This is a genomic window from Thalassotalea agariperforans (assembly GCF_053470345.1).
Map to the genome: position 1 here is coordinate 500,303 of NZ_JBQMWH010000001.1, position 19,429 is coordinate 519,731.

Consider the following 19,429-nt stretch of genomic DNA (forward strand, 5'->3'; position numbering starts at 1 on the left):
TAGTAAAAATGGACCATAAAATTGAATTATTAGCCCCCGGCGGTGATGTTGATGCAATTAAAGCCGCAATTATTGCCGGAGCTGATGCCGTATATTGTGGTTTAGATACCTTTAATGCTCGCAATCGTGCTGCCAATATCTCTTTTGATGAACTCATTGGCATCATACGGCTTGCACATGAGTTTCAATGTCAGATTTTTTTAACGCTCAATATTGTTATTTTAGAGCGTGAATTTAAAACGCTCGCTAAATTATTGAGTAAATTGGCTAATACCACGTTAGATGGCGTGATAGTACAAGATATTGGCATGTTTTATATTCTAAAAAAACATTTTCCTAGCTTAGATATTCATGCTTCAACTCAGTTAACCACCCACAATATTGGCCAAATTCCTTTTTTGAAAAAACTCGGCGCCTCACGAGTAAATTTATCGCGAGAGTTAAATTTGCGTGAAATTACCGCCATCAATCAAGTAGCGCATGACATTGATGTGTTAACCGAGGTGTTTGTACATGGCTCCTTATGTATTGCCTTTTCAGGCTTATGTTATTCAACGTCTGCGAGTGTTGGTAATTCAGGTAATCGTGGTCGTTGTAGCCAAGCATGCCGTGAAGAATACGAAACCACACCATCGGGTAATAATTTTCCATTAAATATTAAAGACAACTCTGCCTTTTTTGACCTACCGGCGTTAATTGAAGCGGGTGTTGACTCATTTAAAATTGAAGGGCGCATTAAAGGCGCTAGTTATGTTCATACTGTGGTTGATAGTTTTCGTAAACAAATTGACGGCTTTATTAAAACCGGTAAGTTACTGGAAGATGGCGAAAAGCTTTATAAAGTATTTAATCGTGACTTTTCCAATGCCTTTTTACGTGGTGACTTAAATCAGTCAATGTTTATTGATAACCCGCGTGATAATTCAAAAGTACATGCGGTAGCGAAAGAACAAGCAATATCCGTTGTTCAAATTCATGATGTTGAAGACAAGCTCAATGATGAAAAAAGCCAAATGCAGGCAACAGTTTTTGACAAAATTAAACATTTGTCGATTAATAAAATACCATTAACTTTACATTTTTCAGGTAGGGTTAATCAGCCGTTAACTGTTACGGTAACTACGCAGGAATACTCGGCCAAAAGCTCATCAACTCAGGCTAAAACATTCACTGTAACTAGCGCGAGTGTCTTAATCGCGAGTGATAAAAACTTGGATCAAGCTGCGATTGAAAAACGTTTTAAAAGCTTTAACAACGCAGAATTTACGTTAACGGATATTAGTTTTGATTTAGCGCCTAATTTGCTTGTGCCTTTTAAAGAAATTAGCGCTTTAAAAAATGAGGTTGCCAAGCTGCTAAACCAAGGTCAAGCCGTGTTACCTGCGGTTGAATTACCGCCTTTAGTGTCGCAGCCAAAAGCTGAAAGCCAGCCAAAATTATCAATATTGATTTGTGATGAAGCCGATATTGCTTTGGCGGAACATACCGATGCCGATATTTATTTTAAACTGCCCGATGCTTATAAGCGTGGCTGTACTAAATATGTTGATTTTCTCAAACAAAACCCACGATTAATTCCTTGGTTTCCAGCTGTACTAATTGGTAAAGATTATGATGTCGCGGTAAATATTTTACGGCAGGTTAAACCTAAGCTCATCGTTACCAACAATACCGGTATTGCACATGAAGCTTATCAATTAGGAATTGAATGGATTGCTGGGCCATTTTTAAATACCACTAACTCGTATGTGCTTTTAGCAATGCAGGAAGCGTTTGCTTGTCATGGTGCTTTTATTTCTAATGAAATTAACCAGCAACAAATTAAACACATTGCTAGGCCGAGTAACTTCAAGCTGTTTTACAGTATTTATCATCCTATTTTGTTAATGACTAGTAGGCAGTGTTTTTTCCAGCAAAGTGTTGGCTGTGAAAAACCAAGAATTGATAATGGTTGTATGCTCTCGTGTGATAAATCAACTAGCATTACTAACCTTAAAGGTGTGTCGTTTGCCATTGATAAACAAAAAGCGGGTTATCCGAGTATTTATAATCAAGATCAGTTTTTGAATATGGAAATTATCGACGATTTAAGTCATTTATTTGATGGCTTTTTAATTGACCTGACGAATATTGGTGCGGGTGATAAAACCTCTCCTGATAAAGTTGAGTTAATTCATTATTTTGAACAGCTCTTAAACCAACAGCTTACGCCTGTTGGCAAAACCGAGGCGGCTAATGCCGTTAAGGTAATGGTGCCAGAGGCAACCGTTAGCCAGTACCACACTGGGTTGTAATACTAACCTAAGCTATGTTTTTATCACTGCGGCATAAACTTCGCTAATGTCTGCCGCGGTGATAGCAAAAACTTGGTAAACCCTGATAGAATTACACTACTTGTTACTATTGTTAATTTTATTATGATCATTGAAAAAGACGTTCAAGATATAACAACCCCAACCGGTGTTATGCGCACTTATATTTATCGCCCTGTTGCGGCAGGTAAATTTCCAACCATTATTTTTTATTCTGAAATTTTTCAACAAACCGCACCTATTGCTCGCAGTGCCGCAATAATGGCAGGCCATGGTTTTGTTGTTTTAGTACCAGAGGTTTTTCATGAGTTAAACCCAATAGGTACGGTTTTAGGATATGACGATGCAGGCAAAGACAAAGGTAATGAAGACAAATGGGCAAAACCACTAGAGCATCACGACTCTGACACACAAGCTATGGTTGAGTTTATCAATCAGCAAAGTTATTGCACGGGTAAAATTGGTGTTATGGGAGTGTGTATTGGTGGTCATTTAGCTTATCGTGCCGCGCTGAATGCTAATGTACTTGCAGCGTCATGTTTATACGCTACCGATATTCACTCAAATACCTTGCCGTGTGCCGATGGGAATGACTCTTTTACTCGCACTAAAGATATTAAGGCCGAATTACAAATGGTGTGGGGGAAACAAGATCCTCATGTACCGGATGAAGGACGCATGCGTATTCATCAAAATCTTATTGATTGTAAAAATACGTTTACATGGCATGAATTTAACGCTCAGCATGCTTTTATGCGTGATGAAGGTGATCGTTATGATCCCGCGTTAGCCTTGCAGGTGTATGCCATGGCGGTAGCACTTTTTCAACGTACTTTAAATTAAGCATTTAGTTTCATTTACTTTCATTTACTTTTGCACATAAGGTTAAAAAATTAAACTTATGTGCAAATTATTAATCAACTTGCTATAGTCAACTAATCCTTATTTTTTATATTGATTTATTTGTTGGCCTGATGGTGAAAAACATTCATTGGATATTAGTGTTTTTAAGTGCGCAATGTGTAGCATTTACTGCTGCCGCCAATAATAAGTCACAATCTAATGTCCACAAATCAACGAATGCACCTGTATATCACTTTGCTGCTATTGAAAAACTCGTTGAACAACAAATTGGTGAACAAGTTTTACCGCTAATTTATCAAAGCATAGATATTAATATTCAAATCACCTCAATGCCGGCAAGTCGAGCAGAAGCCGCTGCCACTAAAGGATTAGCAGATGGTGAAATTATGCGGATATGGACTTACGGGGATGAGAACCCTGAGTTAATTCGTGTGCCAACGCCTTATTATTCGTTAGAGACAATGCCTTTTGTCTTAAAAAATAGCGGTATTGTTATTCATACCAAAGCAGATTTAAAGCCGTACCGAATTGCAAAAGTTAGAGGGGTTAAACACACCAATAATATGACGCAAGGGCTGCCGTTTGTATTTGAAAGTAATAATACCGAAAATATGTTTAAGCTGCTCAGAGCTGGTAAAGTTGATGTGGTGCTCACTAATACCTTAGATGGCTTGATTGTATTAAATAATATGGCAGTAAAGGATATTATTCCAATGACCACGCCATTAAAAACGTTACCGCTATTTCACTATATACATCATTCAAAAGCCGAAACAATTCTTCAAGTTGATAATGCGATTAAGCAGCTGAAAAAGTCCGGTGAATTAGAGAAAATGATCAAACACGCCGAGCATAAATTTATTTCCTCGTTATAAAGTTTCCTTATTTAAAAACAACGATAATTAGCTTACTTTGATTGCTATGAAATCAGCCATGCTGTATTCTTCACGCCCTTTGACGGGTTAATCATTCTGACTAATTTGTCCTCCCTATTTATTTGGATATTTTATGCGTTTTTCTGACCTTGGTTTATCAAAAGAAATTTTATCTGCTTTAGATGAAAAAGGTTATACCGAGCCTTCACCGATTCAAGCTCAAGCAATTCCTGCGGTATTAAGTGGCCGTGATTTGATGGCGGCCGCACAAACGGGTACCGGTAAAACTGCGGGTTTTACCTTACCTATTTTACAATTGTTAGCTGATCCCAAAAATACCAATTATGTTAAAAGTAACCACACCCGTGTGTTAATTTTAACGCCTACCCGTGAGTTAGCTGCGCAAATTGCAGAGAATGTTGCGGTATATAGTAAAAACCTAAAACTTACCAATGAAGTGATTTTTGGTGGTGTAAAAATTAATCCGCAAATGATGCGATTAAGACAAGGTGTTGATATTTTAGTAGCGACACCTGGGCGCTTATTAGATTTATATCAGCAAAACGCGATTAAGTTTTCCCAGCTTGAATTATTAGTACTTGATGAAGCTGATCGTATGTTAGATATGGGCTTTATTCGTGATATTAAAAAAATCATTCAAGCGTTGCCTAAAAAGCGTCAGAACTTATTGTTTTCAGCAACCTTTTCACCAGAAATACGTTTATTAGCTAAAGAGCTAGTCAACGATCCAGTGGAAATTTCAGTAACGCCAGAAAACACGACAGCTGAAACTATCGAACATTGGTTAGTGGCGGTTGATAAAAACAAAAAAGCTGCGTTATTAAATCATCTGATCAAAACCGAAAATTGGCAGCAAGTATTAGTATTTTGTCGCACCAAACATGGTGCTAACAAATTAACTAAACAATTAGAAGCCAACGGCCATAAAGCAGCAGCTATTCACGGTAATAAAAGCCAAGGCGCACGTACTAAAGCATTAGCTGGCTTTAAAGATAAAACCATTGAAGTGTTAGTGGCAACCGATATTGCCGCCCGCGGTATTGATATTAGCTTGTTACCTAATGTTGTGAACTTTGACTTACCGAATATTCAAGAAGATTATGTACACCGTATTGGTAGAACTGGGCGAGCAGGAGCTGACGGCCAAGCCGTATCATTAGTTAGTGCCGATGAGTACCAACAACTAATTGATATTGAACATGTTATTCAGCAGCATATTACTCGCAAAGAAGTCAGCGGCTTTGAACCATACAATGCGTTACCAGCTTCACGAGATATTCGTCCACTGAAAAAGAAAAAACCGAAAAAAATTAAAGGCTTGAATGACAAACCAAAAGCTGCCCATGTTGAACATAAAGACGGCCAACGCCCTGGACAAAGCCGCAACAAGGTTAAGCAACATAGCAAGCCGAAAACTACGGGTAATAAATCGAATACCGGTAACAAGCCGAGTGTCGGCAATAAACCAAGTTCACCGTATAAAAATAATCGCACTAAACCAAGCAATAATCGTTAAACCAAGCTACTTTGATTTAATATGCCGGTTACTTAATTGCAACATAAAAAAACGCAGTATTAAATCTGCGTTTTTTTATGGCAAAGATTTAGTTAATGGTACTTAGTTAATATTCTTCTTAGTGCAGTAACTTATTGAGCCTAAAGATTTAATTGGTTATATTGTTGGCAATTAATATAAGAATATTTCCTTCGGAAGGTAGGAATAACTTTTTAATAAACTTTAACCACATAAGGGAAGTTTCGAACTATGGACAAGATAGAGAAGATGATTCATTGGGGAGCAACCTTGTTGATTCCAATTTTGTTGTTCTTATTGGCTCCTATTTGGGGGGCTCTGTTCGAAAAAAACAAGGCGATTGAATATGCAGTAGTGGCTGAACAAAAAATATTCGATCACAATATGTTTAATGATCAGTTGCCTGAATCCAAATTTAATCATGGAGGTTTAGAGTTAAAGGAGGTATTTATTACTACAATTATGATAGCTAATACAGGGAAGACTCCGATTAGAAGCAATGATTTTGAAAGCTCAATTAAATTTGAAATAGAATTAGAAAAAGGAATTATGACATCGAAAGTTTCGAAATCTTTCCCTAAAGAGCTACCAGTTAATATAAAAACTGAGGAGGGCGCTATTATTATTGAACCATTGCTGTTAAATCCTAATGATAGATTTTATATTGAACTATTAACTGAAACTAAAATCGCCATTAAAAAGGCCTCTGTTAGAATAGTTGGCTTAGATAATATAATCGAGAAGGAGGTAGATCGTTATTCTGGCTTAATGCTAGAACTGATAGAACCGGGAGATACAATTAGTTCTACGAGCCAGCGTCATTTGATGCCTATCTCAGGATACGCTTTAATTGTTATTTCATTGGTGTCGGGGCTGTGTACATTTCTTTTCCTTTTCGCGTCTGGAGCTTATAAAAACAGAGCAATTAAAAGTATTTTTTTAGCTTTAGCTTTTATCATGTATATAGTATCCCTTTCATCTTCAAAATTTCTTCCCGAGGCTTATTTTGGTTCAAGTTCGGAAAAATGGATGGACTATGTGTCAATGTTTATCTTATTAATAGCTGGGGCGGCACTTGCTGTCTGGTTAAGGAGTAATCTTGGTGTAATTAGGTTAAGGTCTGATGTTAAAGAGCAAGGTGAATAGGCGCATCTTGTCAGACTTGTTTTTCACTACACTTCAGACAAGCCGAAAATTGTCTTTTTTGTTCTTGTATTACTGATTTTTAATTTATGCTCAAGTCTTGAGTTAACGTGTGAATTTTTTATAACGAGAGTTGTTGATGAATGAAAATATAGTGCAAGCGGGTTTGGTTTTTGCAGCATTTTTAGTGTTTAGTTTGTTAATTGATCGAGTGATCAACAACATTGAAAAGCGTTTTGATGCTTCGGCTTATCAATCATTTCGGTTAATATCTAACTCGCAAAAAGCTGTTTTACTGTTTATTGGTATCATGCTAGCTTTGTCAAAATTAGGGTTTGATGTTGGTGCTTTGGTAGCTGGTTTGGGTTTAACCAGTTTTGCATTAGGGTTAGCTTTAAAAGATGCTATTTCAAATTTAGTGTCAGGTATTATGATTGTGCTTTATAAGCCAATAAAGTTAGGCGATAAAATTGAAATGTCGGGCACAAAAGGGACTGTGGTGGATTTTAACCTTCGCTACATCACCATTAAAGCTGAAGGTGTTAGTCATTTAATACCTAACTCTTTGTTGTTAAATAATAAAATATCGTTGCTTGAACAAGAGAAATAACCACTTTTTTAATAAAGTGCTTGGTTTTATTTATCTCCATTAATGTCTTTTACACCGATTAATTATTGTTGAAGTGAGGACGACCTCACCGCTCGTTATTCATTCGGGGACGGCCCCAATTTAAGAGGTATCTATGAATTGGGGTATTTTATTTATCGCAGGTTTATTAGAAGTTGGCTGGGCTATTGGTTTAAAGTACAGCGACGGTTTTACTAAATTTTGGCCAACGCTTGGTACCGTATTTTCTTTGGTTGCCAGTATTGTTTTATTGGGAATCGCTTTAAAAACCTTACCCGTAGGTACCGCTTATGCAATTTGGGTTGGCATTGGCGCTGTTGGTACGGCCGTGTTAGGGATTTTTATTTTTGGTGAATCAGCCGATGTACTGAAAATTGTTAGCTTGAGTTTAATTTTTGCGGGTATTGTTGGTTTAAAGTTGTCGCATGGTTAATCGCTTTTAATCAATAATGACAAGATTAAAATGCTGCATAAAGTAAACTTATGCAGCATGCCTTAATGTTAGTTACTGGCAGCTAAATAACCGACATTCTGTAATTCATTTTCGTTAAAAGTATTCACCACATCACCAATAACAATCAAGGTTGGTGGTTTTATCTCATGGGTTTTCACTAAATCGTTTAATGAATGTAAGGTCCCTTTATATACTTGTTGATCTGGCTGAGTGCCTTTGCGAATAAGCGCGGCTGGCGTTTGATCACTACGGCCCGCTTTTTCTAATTGTTCAATAATTATTGGTAAACTTTTTACACCCATGTAAAAAACAACTGTTTGCTGTTGGTCTGATAGGGTATTCCAAGGAATATCTAACTGGCCGTTTTCCTGCACATGACCAGTAATAAAAGTGCAGCTGCGTGATACATTGCGATGGGTTAATGGAATACCTACATAACTAGTGCAAGCTGAAGCGGCAGTCATGCCCGGTATAATGTGACATGCGATTTTATTGGCTAATAAATATTGAGCTTCTTCACCACCACGACCAAATACAAAAGGATCGCCGCCTTTTAAACGCAGCACTTTTTTACCCGCTTTCGCGTGATCAACTAATAATTGATTAATCCCATCTTGGGGGACGCGGTGTACGGCTTGTTTTTTACCCACATAAACAAGTTCGGCTGTGCTGGGCACAATAGCCATAATTTCTTTACTGACTAAGCGGTCGTAAACTACAACTTCAGCTTGTTGGATAAAACGATAGGCTTGTAAAGTCAATAAATCTGGGTCGCCAGGGCCTGCGCCAACTAGGGCAACTTCGCCGGCGATAAAAGGTTGTTTATGCGTTGGGGGTGTGATCATAACAGTAAAATAGTGGCGTAAAATTAATAGCGCTATCTTACGCTACCTTGCAAGCGAGATAAATTACTTAAAAGTGATTGGTTAGATTAAAATGTTAGTAGAAAGCAATGTTAGTATTGAACGGTATGCTGAAATAGATTTTATTTATGAATTTGTTTTCGAGGGCTTAAGTGACTAATATAGCAATTGAATTTGTTGATACACGCTCACCGTCAATATTATTTTTTAGTTAACCTTGTGAGTTAACAATATTTCCTATTTAGTCAAGTTACAGGATGAGAGTATGGATGCCATTGTAAAGCCCTATTTATTTCGTGCCAGTGTAGTTGCGGGGCTCATTGTTCTGTTAGGGCTGTCGTTGTCATTTTGGGTTTATTCTTCAAGTGAAAATGTTAGAAATAATGCCGTAATTTTAGTGGAAGAACGTATTCCTACTTTAACAACAATTAACCAATTGATTGCCGATTTAAGTGAGCAAGAGCGTATTATTTACGAATATTACGGTGATCAAAATAGCGAAACCTTTCTCACTAGCTTTGCCGACATGAAAGCGCTTATCACTATGCACCAGCAAGTGATTGCTAAACAGGAAAAATTTCAAGAGCAATATCAAACTATTAAACAAGGGCAATTCAAAATAGAAGCGCTATTTGAGCAATTTCACCTTGTTATGCAAGCCGATGATATTGATTGGGATGAATTACGTTTATTGTTAGGGCATATATCCAACCAACGCCGAAACTTGTTACCTGTGTTGCTTGATGTTGAACAACAAACCCAAGCTACGGTTAATCGAGCGCATAAGAATACTTTAGCACAAATGGCCAACACTCATGACTTGGTCATTGTGTTTAGTTTTAGTATTGTCTTATTAGGTTTGTTAGTTGCTTGGTATAGCAAGCGCTATGTTATCACCAATGCTAAAAATAACCGTTTAGCACTTTTTATGCAGCGTAACCCTAACCCTATTTTGAGTATTAATCAGTTTGGTGAAATTACTTATTCCAACCAAGCTTGTAACGAGTTATTAGCCGATATTGGCTTAGCAAGTAATGATTTAGGCAGTTTAATACCTGATAATTTTTTATCATTACGAGAGCAAATTAGTCTGGCGGGCATTACTACCATGACTATAGAACAGGCTTTAGCAACTCGTTTATTGCAAGTGAATATCAATTGGTTAAAAGACGTTGATGCCTATGACTTACACATTTTTGATGTTACTGAGCAACGTTTGTCTGAGCGGCGCATTAGTGATCTAGCATTTTTAAACCAAGACAGCCATTTACCGAACAAATATCAAATGGATGAAGATATTAATGGTTTTATTTTTGCGAATACGGCCTTTGTTTTAGGTATGTTTACCATTAAAAATTTTAATCGTACAGTTACCACCCAAGGTTTTGAATGTTCACAAGGCTTAGTGATCCAGTTGGCTAAATTATTACGTGAAAATTTAAACCCTCAAATTAAAATTTACCAATTAAATGATAGTGAATTTGCCATTATTCATAGCGATAACAAAGGCAATGCTCATACAAATATTAGCCACTTGGTTGAGCAAATTAATCAGATCATCAATCACAAAATTAGTACCGATCATGGTGAATTTTTTGTTGAATTAGACTTTGGTTTTAGTCTTTTTCCTGAGCACGCTGAAACGCGGGGAGATTTGCTAAAATACACCCGCACGGCCTTAACCTTTGCTGAGCAAGATGAGCATAAACAGTGGTTGTTATTTAATGAACAATGGACAGCAAAGTTATCACAAAATGCCCGTTTATTAGATAACTTGCGTTTAGCGCTTAGTCGAAATGAACTGTTTTTGGTATTTCAGCCGCAATTAGCTTTAGCTTCTAAACAAGTTGTTGGGCTTGAAACTTTAGTGCGTTGGCAGCATCAAGATAAAATTATTTCACCCATTGACTTTATTCCGTTGGCAGAGCAATCCGGATTAATTGTACCAATAGGGGATTGGATTTTACGACAAGCCTGCGCTTTTGCTAGCCAGTTAATTAATAAAGGTTATCCTGATATTGTTGTGGCGGTTAATGTGTCACCTCGGCAGTTTTCTCATCCAGATTTTGTTAATTCAGTTAACGACGCTTTAAATGATATTGGTTTGCCAGCGAAAAATATCGAATTAGAGATAACTGAAGGTGTGTTTATGCATAACGAGCAAGACATGCTGGCCGTATTACATGAGTTGAAAGAGATAGGGGTACAGCTTTCGATTGATGATTTTGGTACCGGTTATTCCTCGTTATCGTATTTAAAACAATTTCCGGTTGATAAATTAAAAATAGATCAGTCGTTTATTCGTGATTGTCATCAAAATGAAGAAGATAGAGCGTTAGTTTCCACTATCGTATCGTTAGGGAAAAACTTAGGGTTGTCGTTAATTGCCGAAGGTGTTGAACAAATTGAGCATGTTGACTTTTTAACCGAGCTTAACTGTGAAGAAATACAAGGTTATTGGTACAGTAAGCCCTTAGAAAAACATGATTTATTAGCCTTTTTATTGGCGAGTAACTTAGATGAACAATAGCTAAATAATGTCAGGTAAAACATAAGCTGAACAAACAAAAAAAGCGCCAAAGGCGCTTTTTTCAATAAGGTTTATCCCCGTTAAGGGAACCCAATGAGCTTATCTGTAGCTGTTTTTTAAACTTTCAGGTAAATGAGGGCGAATGTCATTTAACATTTCTTTGATTAGTTTTGAACTACCTGCAACGACATTACCAGATGCATTGTGAGTATGGCCGCCAGTAAAATCAGTTACTAAACCACCCGCTTCAATAATTAATAATTCGCCTGCTGCGGTATCCCAAGGTTTTAAGCCTAATTCGAAAAAACCATCAATACGGCCAGCAGCAACATAAGCTAAGTCTAAAGCTGCCGAGCCAGCACGACGCATGTCAGCGGTTTTAATGAATAATGCTTTGAACATATTCATGTAACTATCAATATGTTGTTTTTGTTTGAATGGAAAACCCGTTGCTAACACAGCACCAGATAATTCTTTAGGTTGTTTCACACGAATGCGGAAACCATTTAATTGTGCACCTTTACCACGGCTAGCGGTAAATAATTCGCCACGGATCGGATCATAAACCACAGCTTGGTCTAATTTACCTTTTACTTTTAAAGCAATAGAAACACAAAAATGTGGAATGCCTTTTACAAAATTGGTGGTGCCATCTAACGGATCAATAATCCATTGATAGTCTGCATCAGTACCATTTAATACACCACATTCTTCACCAATAATACAGTGATTTGGGTAAGCTTTTTGAATCACATCAATAACCGCTTGCTCAGCATTACGGTCAACATTTGTCACAAAGTCATTTAAGCCTTTAGATTCAATCTCTAATTTGTCATCTTGTTCAAAAGAACGAGATATAACACTACCTGCCGAGCGCGCAGCGCGCACAGCAATATTCAACATAGGGTGCATGGTAACTACCTTATTTTGTAAAACAGCATGTAAAAGAACGGTGTTGGCTGGCACTACCATCAGGCATCGACCACCAAAGCGGCGCGCATTATACCAGAGTCACTTTAAATAAGCGACTATTAACTGTTTATTTATTGTTCGATTTGGCTTTTATTATCATGTTCTAAAAGTAGCGCTTAAATTTGTTGAATTGCGATAAGGGTTTGCTGACTGATTTTCTTAGAGAGTATTGCGACACCGCTGGAATGCCTTAAGTTAAAAAATTATATAAACAGGCTATTTTTCGCATTATCTTGATAAATATCTGTGTTAACATACGACAAGTTTTAGCCATCTAGATAGTTATAATGTCAAACACTGTTTCAAAAACATTTTTAGATTCTGTTCGTATTGTTTTAGTGAATACCTCAGATTGCCGTAATATTGGTTCAGCTGCCCGAGCAATGAAAACCATGGGACTAACAAATTTAGTGTTAGTTGATCCAATTGAAATGCCAAATGGCCAAGCACAGGCTCTATCTGCTGGTGCTTCAGATGTTTTAGCTTCTGCTACTGTGGTGAAAACCTTAGAAGAAGCCATTGTTGATTGCGGCTTAGTTGTTGGTACGAGTGCACGCTCACGGACACTCCCTTGGCCAATGTTAGAGCCAAGAAGTTGTGGCGAAAAATTAATTGAAGAAGCGGCTAACTTTCCTGTTGCTTTGGTGTTTGGTCGTGAAAGCAGTGGTTTAACTAATGATGAATTACAGCTTTGTCATTTTCATGTGCAAATTCCGGCTAACCCTGACTATAGCTCATTAAACTTAGCCATGGCGGTTCAAACGTTAAGTTATGAAGTTCGCATGGCATATTTAGCAACCGAAGCTAAAGAATACAATACCCCATCAGAGGATGATACTGAGTATCCATTGGTGGAAGAAACCGAACGAATGTATGAGCATTTTGAGCAAGCTTTAAAAGCAACTGGTTTTATTGTGCCAAGCCATCCAGGGTTAGTGATGACTAAATTACGCCGTTTGTTAAATCGTGCAAGGCCTGACAGTAAAGAAGTTAAAATGATGCGTGGTATTTTAGCTTCGGTTGAAAAATCAGCTAAAAAATAATCCCCATTGGGGTCAACGTCATTCGTCGGCATTCTTGTTAATTTAAGCGAAAAAGATTCAAAAAGGACAAATTATGTTCAGTCGTATCAAAGAAGATATCAATAGTGTCTTTGATAGAGATCCAGCCGCGAGAACGGTATTGGAAATTTTATTTAATTATCCAGGGTTACACGCGGTTTGGTTTCACCGTATTAGCCATAAATTATGGCAACGTAACTTTAAATTTTTAGCACGTTTTGTTTCAACGTTTTCGCGTTGGTTAACCGGCATTGAAATTCACCCAGGTGCCACCATTGGTCGTCGTTGTTTTATTGATCATGGTATGGGCGTAGTCATTGGTGAAACCGCACAAATTGGCGATGATGTTACTTTATATCATGGTGTTACCTTAGGCGGTACCAGTTGGAATGCCGGTAAACGTCACCCAACCCTTGAAGACAATGTTGTAATTGGTGCGGGGGCAAAAGTTTTAGGGCCGATCACGATCAGCAAAGGCGGTAAAGTCGGTTCGAATTCTGTTGTGGTAAAAGATGTACCAGAAAACTCAACGGCGGTTGGTATACCAGCAAGAATTGTTAATGCCAAAAAAGACGAAAATTCTGAAAATCGCGAAGCTGTGGCGAAAAAATATGGCTTCGATGCTTATGCGGTATCAACGGATAACCCTGATCCTGTAGCGAAAGCGATTGGTCGTTTATTAGATCATATGCATTTAATGGACAGTAAAATTACGGATTTATGTAAAGAAGTGAATGTACTTGGTGGTAACGTCTGTGATGCAGAGTTACCTGAATTAAAAGTACGTGAATTTGTTGAAGATGAAAAAGCAGCAGCAAAACGTCGCTCGGCCCATGTCGATTCTTTTGATCCTGAAATTTAGTGAGTTTTTAACCTTTTATTTATAATCAAGATAATACTTTACTAATTTACTCAAGTATTATCTTGATCTATCGCTTAGTCACGCGTAAAATACCTGAGTAAATTAGTCAGGTATATATTTGACTAATTTACTAGGATATATATAATTGCGCGGCAATTTGGTTCCATCATCGGTTTTACCAGTTGTTAGGTTAAGAAAAGGCACATTATGAAACTGACTTCAAAAGGGCGTTATGCCGTTACAGCTATGCTTGATGTCGCTATACATGCGGCTTCTGGACCTGTGCCTTTAGCTGATATTTCAGAGCGACAAGGTATTTCTTTATCTTATCTTGAACAATTGTTTTCCCGTTTACGTAAACATGGCTTAGTGAACAGCGTTCGCGGCCCTGGTGGTGGTTATCGTTTAGGTCGGTGTTCAGCAGAAATTGCTGTTGCTGATGTCATTACTGCGGTTGATGAAAGTGTTGATGCAACCCGATGTATGGGGCAAGGAAATTGCCAAGGTGGAAATCAATGTTTAACTCATACCTTGTGGTCTGATTTAAGCAACCGTATCGAAGAATTTTTACAAAGCATTTCTTTGTCTGAGCTTGTTGAACAAAGAGATGTTAAATCGGTATCTAAACGTCAAGACGGTGCTTATAAGCATGCTAATGGCAATAATTTAGAAACCTTGATTGAAACAAAAAGTATTATAAGCGGCTGGTAACTACCAGTTTGTTGAATTAAGTCCTGGAGAAAGAAAGCCAATGAAGCTTCCTATTTATTTTGATTATTCAGCTACTACGCCTGTTGATAAGCGCGTAGCTGAAAAAATGATGCAATACATGACTACCGATGGTTTTTTCGGTAACCCAGCATCTCGCTCGCACAAGTTTGGCTGGCAAGCAGAAGAGGCGGTTGATATTGCTCGTAACCAAATTGCCGACTTAATTAACGCTGATCCGCGTGAAATTGTTATTACTTCTGGTGCTACCGAATCAAATAACTTAGCCATTAAAGGCGCAGCAAATTTTTACAGCAAAAAAGGTAAGCACGTTATTACTTCTAAAACTGAGCATAAAGCGGTTTTAGATACGTGTCGTGAACTAGAGCGCCAAGGTTTTGAAGTAACTTATCTTGACCCTGAAGCGAATGGCTTAATTGATTTAGCTAAACTTGAAGCGGCAATGCGTGATGACACGGTTGTTGTTTCGATTATGCATGTAAACAATGAAATTGGTGTGATCCAAGATATTGCAGCGATTGGCGAATTATGTCGTGCGCGTAAAATTGTCTTTCATGTTGATGGTGCGCAATCAGCGGGTAAAATTCCGGTTGATATGCAAGCATTAAAAGTTGATTTATTCTCAATGTCAGCACATAAAATGTACGGTCCTAAAGGGATTGGTGCTTTATATGTTCGCCGTAAACCACGTATTCGTTTAGAAGCACAAATGCACGGTGGTGGTCATGAACGTGGTATGCGTAGTGGTACTTTACCAACCCATCAAATTGTTGGTTTTGGTGAAGCTTGTCGCATTGCGAAAGAAGAAATGGCACAAGACATTGCCCATGTAACGGCTATGCGTGATCGTTTATGGAAAGGCGTGCAAACCATGGAACAAGTGTTTGTTAACGGTGATTTTGATACTCGTTACCCAGGTAACTTAAATGTGAGCTTCAACTTTGTTGAAGGTGAATCATTGATCATGGCGTTAAAAGACTTAGCGGTTTCATCTGGTTCAGCCTGTACATCAGCTAGTTTAGAGCCTTCATATGTATTACGTGCATTAGGTTTAAATGACGAAATGGCGCACAGTTCAATTCGTTTTAGTTTTGGTCGTTTTACGACTGAAGAAGAAGTAGATTATGCTATTGAGTTGATTCAAAAAGCAATTGGTCACTTACGTGACATGTCGCCACTTTGGGAAATGTTCCAAGATGGTATTGATTTAGAATCAGTTGAGTGGGTAGCTCACTAATACCTTTGTATTAGTGAAAATTTGGAGAATATATTATGGCTTATAGCGAAAAAGTAATCGATCATTATGAAAACCCACGTAACGTTGGCTCTATGGATAAAAATGATCCTAGTGTAGCTACCGGTATGGTTGGCGCACCAGCTTGTGGTGACGTAATGAAGTTACAACTTAAAATATCAGACGCTGGTATTATTGAAGATGCTAAGTTTAAAACTTACGGATGTGGTTCAGCAATCGCATCAAGCTCATTAGTTACTGAGTGGGTAAAAGGTAAGTCAATTGACGAAGCAGCACAAATCAAAAATACGGATATTTCTGAAGAGTTAGCTTTACCACCAGTGAAAATTCACTGTTCAATTTTAGCGGAAGATGCTATCAAAGCGGCGATTGAAGATTACCGCGCTAAACACGCTTAATTTGCGGAGAATTTCATGTCTGTAACTATGACAGCGGCTGCAAAAGAGCGCGTTCAGTCATTTTTAGCAAACCGAGGTAAAGGCCTTGGTTTGCGTTTAGGTATTAAAACCACAGGTTGTTCAGGTTTGGCTTACGTGCTTGAATTTGTTGACAGCTTAAATGAAGATGACGAACTTTTTACCATTGATGGTGTAAACATTATTATTGATGCAAAAAGTTTAGTTTATCTTGCTGGTATTGAATTAGATTTTGTTAAAGAAGGCTTAAACGAAGGTTTTAAGTTTACCAACCCGAACGCAAAAGGCGAATGTGGTTGTGGTGAATCTTTTAACGTTTAATTTTTCTTGTTGAGATTAACGGTAGTTTCTCTGGTTACCTGTACGCAGCTTTAATTAGTTAGCCTGTACTTTGCAAGAGAAATTGCCCTCATTGACAATAAGAAAATTCAATGCGCTTTCTGTTATCAAACGAGTTTTTGAGGTATTGCTTTGAATTATTTTGCGTTATTCGGTATTGAAGAATCCTTTGATGTCGACACAGCTAAGCTGTCCGAAATTTATCAAACACTACAAAAAAAAGTGCATCCTGACAAATTTGCCCATGCTTCATCTCAAGAGCAGCTATTAGCTGTTCAAAAATCTGCTCAGATCAATGACGCTTATCAAACATTAAAACAGCCGTTAAAACGAGCTGAATATATGTTGACGTTACGCGAAGTTGATATGCCTTCCGAGCAAGCTTCGTTTCAAGATAACTTTTTTTTAATGCGTCAAATGGAATTGCGTGAAATGTTAGAAGACATTAAACACGCAAGCGATGTTGATGCTGCTATATTTGCCGCTAATGAAGAATTAGATGTTGAGTATGATAGTTTAAGTACTAAAATGCGTCAGCAGTTACATGACAATACGCCGGAATCAAATTTAGCGGCGAGTGAAAACTTGCGTAAATTAAAATTTTATCAAAAATTACATATCGAATTAGATCGTTTAGAAGAGCAACTCTTTGACGATTAATCTGAAAAATTTAAAAGTTTAAGAATCTAATATGGCTTTATTACAAATTGCTGAACCAGGTCAAAGTACGGTTCCACATGAACACCGTTTAGCAGCGGGCATTGATTTAGGCACTACTAATTCATTGATCGCCAGTGTGCAAAGTGGCATGACAAATACTTTAACGGATGAAAATGGCGATGATATTTTGCCATCAATCGTTAGTTATCAAGACTCTGAAATTCTTGTTGGTAAAGCGGCGAAAGCCTTTGCTATCACAGATCCTGAAAATACGATAGTGTCAGCAAAACGCTTGATTGGTCGTAGTAAACAAGATATCGAAAACAAATATCCTTCATTACCTTATCAATTTGTTGGTGATGATAATCATCCAAATATTCAAACTCGCCAAGGTGCAGTGAACCCTGTGCAAGTGTCGAGTGAAATACTCAAGCAATTAAGTGCTCGCGCTGAAAAAGCCCTAGGTGGTGAATTAACCGGCGTAGTTATTACTGTACCTGCGTATTTTGACGATGCTCAACGCCATAGCACCAAAGATGCGGCTAAAATTGCCGGTTTAAATGTTTTGCGTTTATTAAATGAACCTACGGCAGCAGCTGTGGCTTATGGTTTAGATTCAAAACAAGAAGGGGTGATTGCGGTTTATGATTTAGGCGGTGGTACCTTTGATATTTCTATTCTACGTTTAAATAAAGGTGTATTTGAAGTACTCGCTACCGGTGGTGACTCTGCCCTTGGTGGGGATGATTTTGATGTTGCCTTAGTAGATTATATTGTTGAACAAGCCGAGCTAACTCGTCCGTTATCAAAGTCGTTAGAGCGTCAATTAACCCATCAAGCCTGTGCTGCGAAAGAAGCGTTAACCGACAATGCCGAGCATGAAATAAGCATTAAACTTGATAATGGTGAAACGTGGTCACAAAATTTATCGCGCGATAGCTTTAATAGTTTAATAAACGGCTTAGTAAATAAAACCTTACGTGCATGTCGTCGTGCATTAAAAGATGCTGACATCACTACCGATGAGGTTATTGAAGTAGTAATGGTTGGTGGTTCAACTCGTGTGCCATTAGTACGTAGTGAAGTTGAAAAGTATTTTAAGAAAACGCCATTAACTTCAATTGACCCCGATAAAGTAGTGGCCATTGGTGCGGCAATTCAAGCAGATATTCTTGCGGGTAATAAACCTGAAAGTGATATGTTATTGCTTGATGTGATCCCGTTGTCATTAGGGTTAGAAACCATGGGTGGCTTAGTTGAAAAAGTGATCACCCGTAATACCACTATTCCTGTGGCAAAAGCTCAAGAATTCACTACCTTTAAAGATGGACAAACCGCAATGGCGGTACATGTTTTACAAGGTGAGCGTGAGTTAGTGGATGATTGTCGTTCGCTTGCTCGTTTTGAATTACGTGGTATTCCACCAATGGCGGCAGGCGCTGCCCATATTCGTGTTACTTTTAAAGTAGACGCTGATGGTTTACTTGAAGTTACGGCTATGGAAAAATCAACTGGCGTTGAATCAAGTATTGTTGTGAAGCCGTCTTTTGGTTTGGAAGATAAAGAAATCACTCAAATGATTTTAGATTCAATGTCGAATGCCAAAGAAGATATTGCTGCCCGTATGTTAAAAGAGCAACAAGTTGAAGCTGCTCGAGTGATAGAAGCATTACAAGCGGCACTTGCGGTGGATGCGCAATTATTATCAGAGCAAGAACTTGCTGATATTAATGCCGGCATTAATGAATTAGCACAAATCAGCCAAGGAGCTGATGAAAAAGCGATAGAAGAAAGTATTGAAAAAGTGAATGGTTTGACGGCGATTTTTGCTGAACGCCGAATGGATTCATCAATAAAAATTGCACTTTCAGGCCAAACAGTAGACGACCTGTAAGTTGAATACGCAGTTAA

18 protein-coding genes are annotated in these 19,429 nt (G+C 38.0%); 16 read left to right on the plus strand and 2 right to left on the minus strand.

From position 1 onward, the window contains the following. Positions 1-8: 8 nt before the first annotated feature. The 7 genes from ACSLUO_RS02230 to sugE all read left to right on the plus strand — a co-directional run bounded on the left by ACSLUO_RS02230 (position 9) and on the right by sugE (position 7,810). Positions 9-2,294, plus strand: a complete 2,286-nt coding sequence (locus ACSLUO_RS02230; RefSeq protein WP_448245795.1) for a peptidase U32 family protein — start codon at positions 9-11, stop codon at positions 2,292-2,294. Between the two features lie 123 nt (positions 2,295-2,417). After that, positions 2,418-3,155 carry a dienelactone hydrolase family protein gene (locus ACSLUO_RS02235; RefSeq protein WP_448245797.1) on the plus strand — a complete coding sequence of 246 codons (738 nt, stop codon included), beginning with the start codon at positions 2,418-2,420 and terminating at the stop codon, positions 3,153-3,155. Positions 3,156-3,286: 131 nt separating this feature from the next. After that, positions 3,287-4,051 carry a substrate-binding periplasmic protein gene (locus ACSLUO_RS02240; protein ID WP_448245799.1) on the plus strand — a complete coding sequence of 255 codons (765 nt, stop codon included), beginning with the start codon at positions 3,287-3,289 and terminating at the stop codon, positions 4,049-4,051. Positions 4,052-4,184: 133 nt separating this feature from the next. After that, positions 4,185-5,588 carry a DEAD/DEAH box helicase gene (locus ACSLUO_RS02245; RefSeq protein ID WP_448245801.1) on the plus strand — a complete coding sequence of 468 codons (1,404 nt, stop codon included), beginning with the start codon at positions 4,185-4,187 and terminating at the stop codon, positions 5,586-5,588. 249 nt (positions 5,589-5,837) lie between these two features. Further along, positions 5,838-6,752, plus strand: a complete 915-nt coding sequence (locus ACSLUO_RS02250; RefSeq protein WP_448245802.1) for a hypothetical protein — start codon at positions 5,838-5,840, stop codon at positions 6,750-6,752. A gap of 136 nt (positions 6,753-6,888) precedes the next feature. Continuing rightward, positions 6,889-7,359 (plus strand): mechanosensitive ion channel family protein, encoded by a 471-nt coding sequence (locus ACSLUO_RS02255; RefSeq protein WP_448245804.1) that lies wholly within the window; start codon positions 6,889-6,891, stop codon positions 7,357-7,359. Positions 7,360-7,492: 133 nt separating this feature from the next. Further along, positions 7,493-7,810 carry a quaternary ammonium compound efflux SMR transporter SugE gene (gene sugE / locus ACSLUO_RS02260; RefSeq protein ID WP_448245806.1) on the plus strand — a complete coding sequence of 106 codons (318 nt, stop codon included), beginning with the start codon at positions 7,493-7,495 and terminating at the stop codon, positions 7,808-7,810. A 68-nt stretch (positions 7,811-7,878) separates the two neighbouring features. Here the strand turns inward: sugE and cobA are convergent, their stop codons facing one another. After that, positions 7,879-8,676: a uroporphyrinogen-III C-methyltransferase gene (gene cobA, locus ACSLUO_RS02265; protein WP_448245808.1), complete on the minus strand. Its 798-nt coding sequence runs from the start codon at positions 8,674-8,676 to the stop codon at positions 7,879-7,881. Positions 8,677-8,959: 283 nt separating this feature from the next. Between cobA and ACSLUO_RS02270 the strand changes: the two genes are divergently transcribed. Beyond that, complete coding sequence (locus ACSLUO_RS02270) at positions 8,960-11,224, plus strand: putative bifunctional diguanylate cyclase/phosphodiesterase (RefSeq protein WP_448245810.1); 2,265 nt, start codon at positions 8,960-8,962, stop codon at positions 11,222-11,224. A 99-nt stretch (positions 11,225-11,323) separates the two neighbouring features. Here ACSLUO_RS02270 and suhB read toward each other — a convergent pair whose 3' ends face one another. Beyond that, positions 11,324-12,136, minus strand: coding sequence for an inositol-1-monophosphatase (gene suhB / locus ACSLUO_RS02275; protein WP_448245812.1), 813 nt, complete (start codon positions 12,134-12,136; stop codon positions 11,324-11,326). Positions 12,137-12,483: 347 nt separating this feature from the next. Here suhB and trmJ point away from each other — a divergent pair, with 347 nt between their 5' ends. From trmJ to hscA, 8 genes are all read left to right on the plus strand, one after another. Next, positions 12,484-13,239, plus strand: coding sequence for a tRNA (cytosine(32)/uridine(32)-2'-O)-methyltransferase TrmJ (trmJ, locus tag ACSLUO_RS02280; protein WP_448245813.1), 756 nt, complete (start codon positions 12,484-12,486; stop codon positions 13,237-13,239). A gap of 73 nt (positions 13,240-13,312) precedes the next feature. Next, complete coding sequence (gene cysE / locus ACSLUO_RS02285) at positions 13,313-14,119, plus strand: serine O-acetyltransferase (RefSeq protein WP_448245814.1); 807 nt, start codon at positions 13,313-13,315, stop codon at positions 14,117-14,119. 207 nt (positions 14,120-14,326) lie between these two features. Continuing rightward, on the plus strand, positions 14,327-14,830 hold the full coding sequence (gene iscR, locus ACSLUO_RS02290) for a Fe-S cluster assembly transcriptional regulator IscR (RefSeq protein ID WP_448245816.1): 504 nt from the start codon (positions 14,327-14,329) through the stop codon (positions 14,828-14,830). Positions 14,831-14,870: 40 nt separating this feature from the next. Next, entirely contained in the window at positions 14,871-16,085 is a 1,215-nt protein-coding gene (locus ACSLUO_RS02295; RefSeq protein WP_448245818.1) for an IscS subfamily cysteine desulfurase, read from the plus strand. A 35-nt stretch (positions 16,086-16,120) separates the two neighbouring features. Beyond that, entirely contained in the window at positions 16,121-16,501 is a 381-nt protein-coding gene (iscU, locus tag ACSLUO_RS02300) for a Fe-S cluster assembly scaffold IscU (protein ID WP_448245820.1), read from the plus strand. A gap of 15 nt (positions 16,502-16,516) precedes the next feature. Further along, on the plus strand, positions 16,517-16,840 hold the full coding sequence (iscA, locus tag ACSLUO_RS02305; protein WP_448245822.1) for an iron-sulfur cluster assembly protein IscA: 324 nt from the start codon (positions 16,517-16,519) through the stop codon (positions 16,838-16,840). Between the two features lie 150 nt (positions 16,841-16,990). Further along, positions 16,991-17,518: a co-chaperone HscB gene (hscB, locus tag ACSLUO_RS02310; RefSeq protein WP_448245824.1), complete on the plus strand. Its 528-nt coding sequence runs from the start codon at positions 16,991-16,993 to the stop codon at positions 17,516-17,518. A 31-nt stretch (positions 17,519-17,549) separates the two neighbouring features. Next, complete coding sequence (hscA, locus tag ACSLUO_RS02315; RefSeq protein ID WP_448245826.1) at positions 17,550-19,412, plus strand: Fe-S protein assembly chaperone HscA; 1,863 nt, start codon at positions 17,550-17,552, stop codon at positions 19,410-19,412. Positions 19,413-19,429 lie beyond the last annotated feature (17 nt).

Bases quoted from the DNA above. Each gene is read 5' to 3' on its own strand.
- hscA (WP_448245826.1), top strand. From the start codon at position 17,550: ATGGCTTTATTACAAATTGCTGAACCAGGTCAAAGTACGGTTCCACAT.
- ACSLUO_RS02250 (WP_448245802.1), top strand. From the start codon at position 5,838: ATGGACAAGATAGAGAAGATGATTCATTGGGGAGCAACCTTGTTGATT.
- sugE (WP_448245806.1), top strand. From the start codon at position 7,493: ATGAATTGGGGTATTTTATTTATCGCAGGTTTATTAGAAGTTGGCTGG.
- ACSLUO_RS02230 (WP_448245795.1), top strand. From the start codon at position 9: ATGGACCATAAAATTGAATTATTAGCCCCCGGCGGTGATGTTGATGCA.
- cysE (WP_448245814.1), top strand. From the start codon at position 13,313: ATGTTCAGTCGTATCAAAGAAGATATCAATAGTGTCTTTGATAGAGAT.
- iscU (WP_448245820.1), top strand. From the start codon at position 16,121: ATGGCTTATAGCGAAAAAGTAATCGATCATTATGAAAACCCACGTAAC.
- iscA (WP_448245822.1), top strand. From the start codon at position 16,517: ATGTCTGTAACTATGACAGCGGCTGCAAAAGAGCGCGTTCAGTCATTT.
- ACSLUO_RS02295 (WP_448245818.1), top strand. From the start codon at position 14,871: ATGAAGCTTCCTATTTATTTTGATTATTCAGCTACTACGCCTGTTGAT.
- ACSLUO_RS02235 (WP_448245797.1), top strand. From the start codon at position 2,418: ATGATCATTGAAAAAGACGTTCAAGATATAACAACCCCAACCGGTGTT.
- ACSLUO_RS02270 (WP_448245810.1), top strand. From the start codon at position 8,960: ATGGATGCCATTGTAAAGCCCTATTTATTTCGTGCCAGTGTAGTTGCG.
- trmJ (WP_448245813.1), top strand. From the start codon at position 12,484: ATGTCAAACACTGTTTCAAAAACATTTTTAGATTCTGTTCGTATTGTT.
- iscR (WP_448245816.1), top strand. From the start codon at position 14,327: ATGAAACTGACTTCAAAAGGGCGTTATGCCGTTACAGCTATGCTTGAT.
- ACSLUO_RS02255 (WP_448245804.1), top strand. From the start codon at position 6,889: ATGAATGAAAATATAGTGCAAGCGGGTTTGGTTTTTGCAGCATTTTTA.
- cobA (WP_448245808.1), bottom strand. From the start codon at position 8,676: ATGATCACACCCCCAACGCATAAACAACCTTTTATCGCCGGCGAAGTT.
- suhB (WP_448245812.1), bottom strand. From the start codon at position 12,136: ATGCACCCTATGTTGAATATTGCTGTGCGCGCTGCGCGCTCGGCAGGT.
- ACSLUO_RS02240 (WP_448245799.1), top strand. From the start codon at position 3,287: ATGGTGAAAAACATTCATTGGATATTAGTGTTTTTAAGTGCGCAATGT.
- ACSLUO_RS02245 (WP_448245801.1), top strand. From the start codon at position 4,185: ATGCGTTTTTCTGACCTTGGTTTATCAAAAGAAATTTTATCTGCTTTA.